Source organism: Coprothermobacter sp. (assembly GCA_013824685.1).
GTDB lineage: Bacteria > Caldisericota > Caldisericia > Cryosericales > Cryosericaceae > Cryosericum.
The window spans coordinates 23731-35955 of record PNOG01000024.1; the positions used below are offsets into that span (position 1 = coordinate 23731).

The window sequence follows — 12225 nt, forward strand, 5'->3', positions numbered from 1 at the left end:
GAATTACCTCCTCACATCAACATGCAGCTCAGTACACAGCGCGTAGAAATCACTCATCGTGAAACCGATGATCGTGTCCATCGGCCCGTCAGTTCGTTCAATGAAACTTGCGGCCAGTCCCTGGATGGCGTACGCACCGGCCTTGTCCCGATATTCGGGGTTGCTCAGGTAAGCCTGTCGCTCATGCTCGCTCAGGCGTCTCATGAACACGCGCGCCATGGATATTCTGGCAGCTTCCGCCCTTTCGGGCATGAGCACAGCTGCCATGGCAGTAATAACGCGGTGTTCGCGCCCTTCGAGCAACGCGAGCATATCGCGAGCTTGAGCTTCATCGAGCGGCTTTCCCAGGATGCGGCCTTCACAGGCGACGACAGTGTCGGCGCCAACGACTAGCCCAGCGTCCACACGACCACTTCCGGATCTTGCCTTTGCCAGTGCGTTTTGTGCTGCAGAGTCCTCGGGTGCGGCGTCCAGCATGACTTCGTCCGTGTCAGTCTCCACGACCAGAAACGGTATACCCCAGTCGGCGAGCATGTGAGCTCTGCGTGGCGAACTCGAAGCCAGATAGAGGTTCATATGAGCGTCGAGAAGAAGAGAAACAGCAGTGCAAGCCCCGCAGTCCCCAGGTTCATGTTGAGCGTGAAGCCCAGTCGCAGCTCCATGAAACCAAGCTGGAGGGTGAATTCGGGAACGCCAAAATGGAGACCCGCCCGCATGAAGGGGTAGTACGCGCCCAGTACTTCGCCCAGCACGGATCCAAGGATGGCCCCCACAATCACAAAAGCTATCGATATCGTTCGTTCTTTTCTTCTCACCGCTGCTCCAGAGGTACACTGCCATGAAGGGCTCGGTCGAGTCGAGTCAGAACGGCAAGCGACACACCACCGATCAGATATCCGGCCGCTCCGCCCGCCACCACCAGCACCGGCAGATAATACCATAGTGTACCCACAGTATTGGTAATCAACAAGAGCAGGTATTGCGACACATTGTTGCAGACACCTCCTATGGTACTCACGGTCGGCAGCCCAATATGCTTCCCGAACGCCTTCCGCAGGATGACCATGACGATGACGGCCCCGAGACTACCACTGAAGGAGAGCAGCGAAGTGATGGTCATCAGATTCCCCTTCATGATACCCGTGGCCAGGACTCGCAGCACCACGAGTGCGACAGTCGCGAGGCCTCCGTACATCTCCAGACACAGCATTGTGCTTATCTGAGACAGTCCCAGCTTGGCGCCCGGCAGGAACGACAGTGGAGGGTCGAAGTAGTTGATGACGATCGCAACGGCGGCTAGCAACGCAAATCGCAGGGTATCCCGCGTCGTACAGCTCTTCCTATTGGGCGAGAGCATCGATGCCGGTCCCTTTTCGTTCGATGGTGATGACCATGCGGTTGGGTACACAGATGATCTGGTCGCCGGGGCTCCGGGCCGGAACGGTATGCACGCAGATGTGGTCCGTACACGTCGATTCCGTGACTCGGATGGAGCCCTTTCCATCAGTTGCGATCACGAGTGGCCCCAGCACACCCGTTATGTGCAGCGTTTGGGGTTCGCGTGACATTAGATCGACCGTCGCGACGACCTGGCCGTCCACGCGGATAGTTGCCACGGTGCCGCGTGTACGGTGCGTGACGATCCAGAAGACAACGACAAGTGCCATGGCGGTGAGGATGACTACCGCGGTGATTCGATCACTCCGCTTCATTGAGCAGTTGTGGGCACGAAGGTAATCGGCCCAAGTGTGGACCGTGTTCCAGCAGCGTCGACGATGACAATGCCGACGGCCCCCTGGTTCTGGGCCGCTGGGAAGAGCGAACGCTGAGTCTCGGCTGTTGAGCAGAAGAAAACTTTGCCCAGAGCATCACCGACGGCTCCGTGCATGGATTCTATGTCTGTGATGACCGTGACGCTCTGATTGAGGGTCCCCGGGTATCCCGTCGATGGGTCGATGATGTGACAGTATCTTGTGCCATCCCGCTCGAAGTACCGCTCATAGTCTCCGGACGTAGCCACAAAGGCATCCCCTGATTGAACGTAGCCGATGATCCCCTGGCCACGCGGATCGCGAATGCCGATCTTCCAGTCGTGCTTTCGACCGCCGCTATACAGCAGGAGGTTGCCGCCGAAATCGACGATCACCTGTCGGGGCTGGGGTTTGACGGTGTGGAGGTATTCCTCCATGACGTCCAGCGAGTAGCCCTTGGCAATACCGCCCAGGTCGATGCGGGCCCGGGAGTCTCGAATCTGCACGGTGGTGTCGGAGAGCGTCAGCTGATCTGAGTGAGAATAGGCGAGCGTATCCGATATCTCCTTGGCAGCAGGGACTCTGAAATCCTTGGTCGAGAAGCCCCAGAGCGATGAGACGGGCGAGATCGCTATGTCAAACGTCCTACCATGGTCGATGGTTTCCACGGCTATGGCGGCTTTCAGGAGCGTTGCATATTCCGGTGAGACGGACACCGGTCCTTTGCCGGCGGCCGTATTCACGCGAACCGTCTCGGACCCGGACTTGTAGTAGCTGGTCAAGCTGTCGACGCCGGATGCCAGAGCATGGAGATGCTCGTTGATCGCGGCGGCATCGCCTCCGGTGGTCTTGACGGTGAGGACCGTGTCCATGAGAAAGTATGTGGACGTAACCGGCTCAGGTGATGTGCGCAGGGCGAAGAACGTCGCCAGTCCTGCTCCGATGACGATCAGTGCCACAATCGGGGCAATCGCCTTTCTCAAGGTGTCTCCTTGTCGAGTGTCAATCCAACGTCCGTACCGCAGTTGCCGCATATTCCGTCTGTAACGAAGGACAGGTCCAGTGGACGAGTCGTCCGGTCGACGATGACAGAATAGCAGTTGGGACACATCGTATTATTGAAGAAATGCCCATGGCAGTTGCTCAGGTAGACGAAGCCAACGTGCTGTCTTCGTCCAGATTCTACTAGGTTTTCGAGAAAAGGTGTGACGGGGCCATGGTGAATTGCGAAACCATGCTCGGGGGCGATTGCCCTGAGGTGGAGAGGGATTCCCCTGCGAAGGTCCTGGGCAATCCACGCGAGCATGGCAGAGAACTCCTGTCCCTGGGCCGGAGTGTCCCGTGCAATATCGAGCATGAGTTCGACGTGGATCCCCGCGTCGATGGCACGTTCTACAAGAGCTCGACTGTTCTCCAGGAGCCCGGCCGGACTTCCCAGCGTCCGATACGTTTCGTCGGAAAAGCCCTTGAACCTGACAAGGAGAGCATCTACCGTTTCGGGTGAGTCGCGGAGAAGCTCCGCCGTCACCCCGCCGTTCGTTGCGAGGACGACCTTCTTGCCCGCCTGGTGAACTTTTCGGGAGCACTCGACAACATTGTCCCAGTGCAGCGAGGGTTCACCACCACTCCAGGCCACGCCGGCAAACCCGGGCTGGCTCCCGAGGCTCTCCACCGCGGCGGCGAGCCTGGCAGGGTCGTAGGGCGACCAGTCCTGTGAGCGCGCCAGCAGCGGGCGGTCACAGTACGGGCACCGCAGGGGGCATCCAGGCACCTCCAGGACGAGCACCGAATCGCCCGGCAGATAGTGATAGAGCGGCACATCCTCGATCTCGGCAACGTATGGCTGCCCGAGAGGACTGGAAAACCTGTCAAACTTCATGATTCCTCGGGAGTGCAGTGGAATCGCATTTCTGGCTTGTGGCCGCGTGCGGGCAGGGGCACTGGAACGTCACAAAGGACACCGTGGCGGTGTCCTTTGTGACAAATGTGAGGCGCACATGGCAATCACAGAGACCCCAGGCCGGCGATGCAGCCCTCAGATGCGTATGCCGGCCCTGGCTTGAGCCTCGACCATTTCCATGCCAAGATCCAGTGCCTTCATGTTGAGGTCGAGGAACTGCTTCTTGACGTGCATCGCGACTGCCTTGCGGAGTGTCTCGACGTCCACGATGGCCGTCAGACCCTCAATGATGCCGAGAAGGACGATGTTGAGTCCAAGCTCGGACTCCAGCCTACTGATGAGGGTGCTGCGTATGGGAAGGGCCAGCAGGCCCCGGCAGTTCTCCTCGTCCAGGAAGTCGGGGACAGACATCACGGATGAATCGATGACGACCCTGGTCTTCCGGCTGATCCCTCCGCCGTACTGCTTGAGGCCCTCGTTGGTCATTGCTGCGAGCAGATCTGGATCGGTGACCTTGGGATAGGCGATATGCTTGTTCGAGATGACGAGTTCGGCCTTGGTCGTTCCGCCGCGCGCTTCCGCGCCATAGACCTGACTCTGTGTGACGGTCTTGCCTTCCATGATGGCGGCCTCCGCGAGGATGATGGAACCCAGGATGAGTCCTTGCCCGCCGCTGCCGGTCATGCGGAGTTCGAAACGGTTGTCGTTTCCCATGTCAGGCCTGCTCCTTGGGCGCAGCCGCGCTCACCGGCGCATGGCGCTCGATATTCACGAATTCACCGATGATGACTTTTCCCGCCAGTTCTTCGGGAGTCCTCTTCTCGGCCACGCTCTTGAGGGCCATCCAGTCCTTCTGCGATGTGACCATCTGTCCTGCGCTGCCCTTCTTGTTGAACCGTCCAAAGTATGTAGGACATTGGGCGACAGCGTCGACAAGAGAGAAGCCGTCATGGGCGATGGCCTTCTTGAGGTGGTCGACAAGATGTTTTGCGAAATAGATGCCAGAACGGGCAACATACGTCGCACCGGCTCCGGCTGCCAGCTTCACAAGGTCGAATGGTCGATCCAGCATGCCGTTCGGGGTCGTCGTCGTGATCGACGAGGTCGGCGTGAGAGGCGATGCCTGCCCGCCGGTCATCCCGTAGTTGTAGTTGTTGAACACCACAACCGTAATATCGACGTCCCGGCGTGCGGCATGGATCAGATGGTTGCCGCCGATTGCCGAGCTGTCGCCGTCGCCGGTGACCACGATGACCGTGAGGTCCGGATTGGCCAGTTTGATGCCCGTCGCGACTGGAATGGCGCGGCCATGGAGGGTGTGCACATTATCGAAAGCAGTATATGCCGGGGCACGTGAAGAGCAGCCGATGCCCGATACGAGGACAACCTTGTCGGGATCCAGTTGCAGCTGATCGATTGCCTCCAGGAGCGCACGGAGGACAATGCCGTTCCCGCAACCGGGGCACCAGATGTTGGGCAGTCGTTCGCTTCGGAGAAAATCGAGTCTCATAGGTTCTCCTCCCGGAGGAAGTTGAGGATCTCCTGCGGGCTGATCAGGTCGCCATTGATCTTGTTCATGGGCACGACCTTCCGGGAGTCTCCGAACACTCTCTTGACGAGAAGGACGAGTTGACCGGAATTGAGCTCGGGGACAACGATTGTCCTGGCATTGCCGGCAGCCTTGCGGACACGGTCGTCGTCGAACGGGAACAGCGTGATGAACCGAAGCGACCCGGCCTTCCGTCCATGAGAACGAAGCGTTTCGACTGCCTCGCTTACTCCGCGGGCGGTGATGCCGAAGCTCATGAACAGGACGTCGGCGTCCTCGACGCGGTCGGTCTCGAACTGGATGATGTCGTCGAGGTTGTTGAAGAGCTTGTCGCGCAGACGCTCGACAAGGGCCTCTGCCACATGACCATTTGCGGTCTGGAAGCCGGATTCACCGTGCACAAGGCCCGTGCAGCTGGTACGGAAGCCGGTGCCAACGTTGGCGACCGTCGGGACCAGTGACTCGTCTGTCCTGTAGGGAAGGTATCCTGCCTTTTCGGTCGGGAGTCTGCGCTCGACAAGGGCCGGCGGGATGCTGATGTCGATGGGTTCACGCAAATGAGAGATGGTCTCGTCGGACAGGACAATGACGGGGTTCCTGTACTTCTCGGCCAAGTTGACCGCGCGTATGGTCAACTGGTAGGATTCCTCGACACTGGAGGGGGAAAGGACAATCACCCAATGGTCGCCGTGAGTTCCCCAGCGTGTTTGCATGAGATCCATCTGTGAGACTTTCGTTGCCATGCCTGTCGAAGGCCCATATCTCATGGAGTCCAGAATCACGATGGGTGCCTCGACCATGCATGCGTAGCCGAGACCTTCCTGCATCAGCGAGAACCCGGGCCCGGATGTCGCGGTTAGTACTTTTTTTCCGGCCAGCGATGCACCGACGATCGCCATGATGCTCGCGATTTCGTCCTCCATCTGGATGAAGGTGCCGCCTACCTCTGGCATGCGCTTGGCCATGATCTCGGCGACTTCGGAAGATGGTGTGATAGGGTATCCGGCGTAGAATCGTACACCTGCGGCAATCGCGCCCTCGGCGACAGCTTCGTTGCCTTGCATCAGAAGCATCTTTTCACTCATCCTTGACCTCCTCCACCGTGAGCGCGAAGTCGGGACAGTGCTCGACACACATCTGACAGCCGATGCAGTCCTGCGGGTTGACGATCGCGTGCTGGTCACTCCGGTCTATCTCATAGACCTTCTTCGGGCACACGGCGACGCAGATGCCGCAGTCCTTGCACCACTTACGGTTGTGCGTGATCTTGAATGCTTTTTTCTCTGGCATGTTCCCTCCCCTCGTGGTAGTTGAACAGTTCTCGAGCAGTCTGCTCAATGCGCTGGCTCAGAACGAGCAGGTCCGTGTCCAGAAGTGAGGCCACTGCGCGATAGGTGTGAACAACAAATGCAGGCTCGTTCCGCGTTCCTCGCATCGGTACCGGCGGCATATACGGTGCGTCGGTTTCGAGCAGCAGGCGCTCCAGTGGGCAAGCCTTCAGAGCCTCACGCGTCGCTCCCGCCCCTGGGTAGGTGAGGTTGCCGGTGAAGGAGACACACAACCCCATACCCACGGTTTGCTCGACGTCCGCCGGTGTTCCTCCAAAGCAGTGCATCACCCCGCGCGATCCGGCAAAATGTGAGATGACACTCAAGGATTCAGCCTCGGCGAAGCGCGAGTGCACGATGACGGGGAGCCTCATGTCGGCAGCCAGCTGCAATTGCTCCTCGAAGAAACGCATCTGTACCATGTGGTCGGGAGTGCCCTCCTTGAAATCCAGTCCAATCTCCCCGATGGCGACTGTCTTCTCGCTGTACCGGGCAAACAAGGCGCTCAGCTGGGCCAGGTAGTCTGGCGGTGCGTCGGCACAGTCCTCGGGGTGGACTCCGATGGCCGCAAGGACGCCGGACTCCTGTTGCGCGAGGCGCCCGGCGAGGTCCGACGTGGCCAAGTCGACGCCCGGACAGACGATCCAGCGGACGCCGCTCTCCCGGCATCGCCGCAGGACATCCTTCCGGTCGTCGTCGAACTCGGCCATCTGGACATGGGCGTGTGTGTCGATGTAGGAGGGCTCGGTCAATGGATCTCCGCTCCGTCCGGCAGGACCGCCATCGGGGTCAGCAGAGCCATCTCGTCTCCGGCCGAAGCCGCGAGGAGCATACCCTGCGAGGTTATGCCTTTGAGTTTGCGTGGCTGGAGGTTTGCGATGATCACGATCTGTTTGCCGACCAGCAGAGCCGGATCATAGTGCTTGCCGATGCCTGCCACAATCGTACGCTCTTCGCTGCCGACCTTGACGCGCAGCTTGAGCAGCTTGTCGGTCTCGGGCACCCGTTCGCCTTCCAGGATCGTGGCGACGCGCAGCTGCACCTTGGCGACGTCGTCGATCGTGATCAGGCCGGAATCGGGGGCGGAAACAGGTGGAGGAGTTGCAGCAGTGACCGTTGCAGAACCAGTCTTGCGGGCAGTCTGGGCTGCCAGAAACTCGTCCAGCTGGTCAGGCTGGACACGGGGGAACAGCACGGTCGAGCTTGCCTCGGGGAGTTCTGGGCCAGGTCCCCGCCATGCAAGGTCACGCCAGGCAGCCTGCGGCCTCCGGATTGCCTCCAGCAGTCGGTCTGAGACGGTCGGCATGCACGGCTCCACAAGGTTTGCAACGTACCAGAGACCTGTCAGAAGCGTCGTCAGATGAGTTGCCAGTCCAGCAGCGTCACCGGCTTTGGCCAGCACCCACGGTTTGTCGTCTTCGATCATCTTGTTGAGCACGTTGACCAGCATCCATGTTTTCTCGAGTCCCGCAGAAAACTGCAGGCTGTCGTAGTCGGCGCTCACGGCGGAAAGAGTCGTCGAAAACAGCTCCGACAGAGCGGCTTTCGGCTCCAGCGGCTGGCCTTCGATCTGGGGTCGAAACTTGGCGAACATGTTCAACGTCCTGTTCAGCAGGTTGCCCAAGTCATTCGCGAGGTCCGTGTTGAAGCGAAGCAGGAGGCGCTGGCTGGAGAAGTCGACGTCGAGCCCGTAGGTTCCTTCCCTGCACAGGTAGTACCGCAGGGCGTCCACAGCTATTGGCTCGTCGATCCCGATGAGGCTGCTCAGGTTCTCGATGAGAGCAGCCGGGTCGACGACATTGCCGAGCGACTTCGACATCTTCTCACCCTCGAAGTTCCAGAAACCGTGGGCAAAGATATGCCGTGGCAGTGGAATGCCGAGCGCCATCAGCATGGCCGGCCAGATGATACCGTGAAACCGTGTGATGTCCTTGCCGATCAGATGGAGGTCGGCCGGCCAGTCGGTCGCAAACCGCTCCGTTCCGTAGCCGGCTACTGTCGCATAGTTGATCAGGGCGTCAAACCAGACGTAGACGGTCTGGTCGGTGTCGAAGGGAATGGGGACTCCCCACTTCACGGTCGACCGGGACACGGAGACGTCCCGCAGGCCGCCCCTGATGACGTTGACCAGCTCGTTGTAGCGCATCTGGGGCTGCACGAAGTCCGGGTGCTGCTCGTACCAGGCAAGCAGGGCGTCCTGATACTTGGAGAGGCGGAAAAAGTAGTTGACTTCGGAGACGTGCTGCACTTCAAGGCCGCAATGGGGGCACTTGCCTTCCACGAGGTCTGACTCGAGCAGGAACGCCTCGTCCTTGAGGCAGTACCAGCCGTCGTACGATCCCTTGTAGATGTCTCCCTGGTCGAAGAGTTTCTGGAACATCTCCTGCACGACCTTCATGTGGTCTGCATCAGTCGTCCGGATGAATCGGGAGTAGCTGATGCCCAGCCTGTCGAAGAGGGCTTTCCAGGATGCGGCAGCCGTCGCGGTGTACTGTTCCACGGGTTGTCCCATCGCCAGTGCCGTTCGCTCGACTTTCTGCGAGTGCTCATCTGTCCCCGTCGAGAACAGGACCTCTTTTCCCAGCTTCCGCTGATACCGCGCGATGAAGTCAGCCGCAATAGTCTCAGACACCGAACCAAGGTGCGGCTTATCGTTGATGTAGTAGATGGCCGTGGTCAGAAAGTATCGATCCATGGCAACTCCTCCTGCTATGTCGGGTGTGGCGCGTCGCTCAGGCAGACTCCGAGAGATCCTTGAGAGCGCGGCCCATGGCAATTCTGATGATGCCGAGGTTGCTTTGCCTGGTGGTGAGGATGGAAAGGACACTGTCCTTCGTCCGTACCACCATGATGCGCCCGGTCGTCGTCTCCACATCCACCTCGGTCAGCTTGCCCATGTCGAGCTGGGTGACAATCTGCTGCATGTATCCCGCAAAGGACAAAATCATGCCGCGCACGAGGGGGGGAGCGATGTCCATGTCTGAGGCCGTGTACAGGATGGCGCCGTCGAGATCGGTCAGAATGACGGCGAGAACCCCCGAAGAAGACTTGAGTCTGTCTAACGTCTCTAGCATCACGATCACCAGCCTTTCTGTCTCTCGAAATGTGGTCGGAAACACACGTCTGAACACTGAACATGATACGTGCAAAAGGGTTTTGTGCAACGAAGCGCATTGCCTGGTTTGTAACAGGGGACAGCCGTAGTTGTTGTAACATGTGTAACAGGGGACAGCCGTAGTTGTTGTAACAGGGAACGCAGCTGGTTTCGCGACAAATGTTACAGATTGCGGGGAGTACTCCGCCGCTTCAAATACCGCCCGATTGTCATGGCACTGACATCCAACCGCTCGGCTATCTCCCGCAGCGTTCTCCCCTCGTTTCGCAAGCGTAGGATCTCGGCTGTCAGCTCGTCTGGGCTCAGACTGCGTGACGACGGCCCATTAGGAGCATCGTGGACGACGGGTTGCCTTCCTGTGCGGCGCGGTAGCAGAAAGTGTGGCTTCTCCGCGCCGAGGCCTGCCCGGACAAAGTCGCGGTAGGCCTGTCGGGATTCGTTCTCTCCATGACTGTCTAGCATCGACAGCAACATCTGGTCAGCGACGGGCACGAGTCCGCGCCTGCCAAGTGCACTTGCAGCATAGCTGCTCCACTGCCAGTCGCTGGGCGAGGCTACCAGTCCGGCTCTCACCGGGTTCAGGACCGTGTAGCGGCAGGCCTCGAGCAGGTGGCTGTCTGAGGCAAACGGGACCGAGAAGAACCTTCCTTGAAACACATGGCCACGATGGTCGTAGTGATGGTTGTACATCTCGCCATACGAGCCATTCATCGCGTGCATGCCCTGAGACAGATTCGCGAGGGGTGTCCGTACGACAAGATGATAGTGATTGTCCATGACACAGTACGCCGCGACCTCCCACTTCTCTCGCGTCGTCGTCGTGCCCAGAAGGTCCAGCAGCGCGTGCTTGTCCGCGTCTGTGGCAAAGATCATGTCGTCGCCGTTGCCGCGAGCCGTCACATGATAGAACCCGTCGGGCACGACTGCTCGTGCTATGCGCGGCATGTCAGCATCCCCCCGGCCCACGGACAGCCTTCCATGTCGGCAGTAGTCTCCTGGACTTCTTTCTGAGTAGCAGCCTTGCCGAGTAGAACGACATTCAGATGTTTCGCGTCACACATAGCGCGTTCACCCCCCTACGATTTTCATTCGATAGCCGCCCTCAACCATTTGCCGAGACGCTGCGTCGGTCCTTTGGGCACACTAGAGCCCAGCTGGCCACCAAGATGCTCGACGATCTGCAACCCTGCCCTCATGCGACGGTGTTACAACAACTACGACTGTCCCCTGTTACACCCTGTTACACCTGTTACAGGTCGAAGTCGGCGTCGGTTATTTCTCGAAGCTCGTCGAGGGTGATTTCGGGGGCCATTTCCTTGAGGATCAGGCGGCCCTTGTCGAAGACAAACACGGCGTACTCGGTGACGACCATGTCGGCCTCGCCGATGCCGGTGATGGGGAGGGTGCATTCTTTGACCAGCTTGGGCTTGCCGTTCTTGCTGGTGTGCTGCATGGCGATGACGACTTCTCTTGCTCCTGTCACGAGATCCATGGCTCCGCCGACCCCAAGCTGCTTGCCATTGGGGATGATCCAGTTGGCAATGTTCCCCTTCTGATCTACTTCGAACGCTCCGATGACGGTGGCGTCGACATGGCCGCCGCGGATCATGCCGAAGGATGCGGCGCTGTCCAGGTAGACGCATCCGGGAGTCTCCGTCACACAGGTCCTGCCGGCGTTGATGAGGTCGTGGTCCATCTGGCCTTCGGGCGCCGCACAGCCGACGCCGAGCATCCCGTTTTCGGCCTGCACGTAGATGTTGGGGCTTGTGACGTAGTTGGCCACCATGGTCGGAATGCCGACGCCAAGGTTGATGAAGAGCCTCCCATTCTGGGCTCTCCCGTCGAAGTAGCGCGCGATCACGGAAGCTATCCGTTCTTTTGCCTGTTGTTCCGATATCGCCTGCATGTCAGCTCTTCCTCATCGTCAGCACGTCCACAAACATGTGGGGCGTGACGATACACTCGGGGTCCAGGGACCCCACGGGGACGATCTCTTCGACCTCGGCTATGACGGTGTCTGCCGCCATCGCCATGACGGGATTGAAGTTGCGGGCAGTCTTGTAGTAGACGAGGTTGCCCAGCTCGTCGGCCTTGTAGGCCTTGATGAGCGCCACGTCGGCATGGATGGATTCTTCCAGGATACACGCCCTCTCGGCGAATGCTCTGGTCTCCTTGCCTGCCGCGAGTTCTGTCCCCGCTCCGGTCGGCGTGAAGAAGGCCGGGATGCCCACGCCGGCGGCTCTGATCGCTTCTGCGAATGTCCCCTGGGGGACCAGCTTCACGCTGATCCGGCCTTCATTGTAGGCGGCCGCCACCTCTGGATTCCAGTTGTAGTAGGTGCCGATCAACGACCGGATCTGGTTGTTGGTGAGCAGTTTGCCAAGACCAACGCCGGGCGTGCCCAGGTCGTTGCTGATGATCGTCAGCTCTCCCGTTCCACTTGCTGAAAGGGCCTCGATCAACTCCTCGGGATATCCGGCCAGGCCAAAACTCCCGACCATGACGCGCGACCCCGGCTTGACCATGGCAATTGCGTCCTCGATGCTTCTGTACTTGTCACAAGCCATAGACTGAACCTCCCG

At 59.4% G+C, this 12225-nt stretch carries 15 protein-coding genes; all 15 read right to left on the minus strand.

Translation table 11 applies throughout. The annotated features are described in order from the left end of the window. Positions 1–3: 3 nt before the first annotated feature. Positions 4–840: a septum formation protein Maf gene (maf, locus tag C0398_07920; GenBank protein MBA4365906.1), complete on the minus strand. Its 837-nt coding sequence runs from the start codon at positions 838–840 to the stop codon at positions 4–6. After that, a complete protein-coding gene (locus tag C0398_07925) occupies positions 812–1357 on the minus strand; it encodes a hypothetical protein (GenBank protein ID MBA4365907.1) in 546 nt (181 codons plus the stop codon). Before C0398_07925 ends, maf begins: the two co-directional genes overlap by 29 nt. Continuing rightward, positions 1341–1712 carry a hypothetical protein gene (locus C0398_07930; GenBank protein MBA4365908.1) on the minus strand — a complete coding sequence of 124 codons (372 nt, stop codon included), beginning with the start codon at positions 1710–1712 and terminating at the stop codon, positions 1341–1343. Before C0398_07930 ends, C0398_07925 begins: the two co-directional genes overlap by 17 nt. Beyond that, positions 1709–2785 (minus strand): hypothetical protein, encoded by a 1077-nt coding sequence (locus C0398_07935; protein MBA4365909.1) that lies wholly within the window; start codon positions 2783–2785, stop codon positions 1709–1711. The genes C0398_07930 and C0398_07935 overlap by 4 nt, the downstream gene beginning before the upstream one ends. Continuing rightward, positions 2731–3630: a hypothetical protein gene (locus tag C0398_07940; protein ID MBA4365910.1), complete on the minus strand. Its 900-nt coding sequence runs from the start codon at positions 3628–3630 to the stop codon at positions 2731–2733. Before C0398_07940 ends, C0398_07935 begins: the two co-directional genes overlap by 55 nt. 156 nt (positions 3631–3786) lie before the next feature. After that, positions 3787–4365 (minus strand): 2-oxoglutarate ferredoxin oxidoreductase subunit gamma, encoded by a 579-nt coding sequence (locus C0398_07945; protein ID MBA4365911.1) that lies wholly within the window; start codon positions 4363–4365, stop codon positions 3787–3789. A 1-nt stretch (position 4366) separates the two neighbouring features. Further along, entirely contained in the window at positions 4367–5161 is a 795-nt protein-coding gene (locus C0398_07950) for a 2-oxoglutarate ferredoxin oxidoreductase subunit beta (protein MBA4365912.1), read from the minus strand. Beyond that, entirely contained in the window at positions 5158–6285 is a 1128-nt protein-coding gene (locus C0398_07955; protein ID MBA4365913.1) for a 2-oxoglutarate synthase subunit alpha, read from the minus strand. Before C0398_07955 ends, C0398_07950 begins: the two co-directional genes overlap by 4 nt. Then, complete coding sequence (locus tag C0398_07960) at positions 6278–6490, minus strand: ferredoxin (GenBank protein MBA4365914.1); 213 nt, start codon at positions 6488–6490, stop codon at positions 6278–6280. Before C0398_07960 ends, C0398_07955 begins: the two co-directional genes overlap by 8 nt. After that, positions 6450–7280 (minus strand): hydrolase TatD, encoded by an 831-nt coding sequence (locus C0398_07965; protein MBA4365915.1) that lies wholly within the window; start codon positions 7278–7280, stop codon positions 6450–6452. The genes C0398_07960 and C0398_07965 overlap by 41 nt, the downstream gene beginning before the upstream one ends. Continuing rightward, positions 7277–9223, minus strand: coding sequence for a methionine--tRNA ligase (locus C0398_07970; GenBank protein MBA4365916.1), 1947 nt, complete (start codon positions 9221–9223; stop codon positions 7277–7279). Before C0398_07970 ends, C0398_07965 begins: the two co-directional genes overlap by 4 nt. Positions 9224–9260: 37 nt before the next feature. Beyond that, positions 9261–9602, minus strand: a complete 342-nt coding sequence (locus tag C0398_07975; protein MBA4365917.1) for a hypothetical protein — start codon at positions 9600–9602, stop codon at positions 9261–9263. 203 nt (positions 9603–9805) lie between these two features. Then, positions 9806–10588: a hypothetical protein gene (locus C0398_07980; protein MBA4365918.1), complete on the minus strand. Its 783-nt coding sequence runs from the start codon at positions 10586–10588 to the stop codon at positions 9806–9808. Positions 10589–10892: 304 nt separating this feature from the next. Further along, positions 10893–11549 (minus strand): succinyl-CoA--3-ketoacid-CoA transferase, encoded by a 657-nt coding sequence (locus C0398_07985; GenBank protein ID MBA4365919.1) that lies wholly within the window; start codon positions 11547–11549, stop codon positions 10893–10895. A 1-nt stretch (position 11550) separates the two neighbouring features. Continuing rightward, positions 11551–12210: a succinyl-CoA--3-ketoacid-CoA transferase gene (locus tag C0398_07990; GenBank protein ID MBA4365920.1), complete on the minus strand. Its 660-nt coding sequence runs from the start codon at positions 12208–12210 to the stop codon at positions 11551–11553. Positions 12211–12225 lie beyond the last annotated feature (15 nt).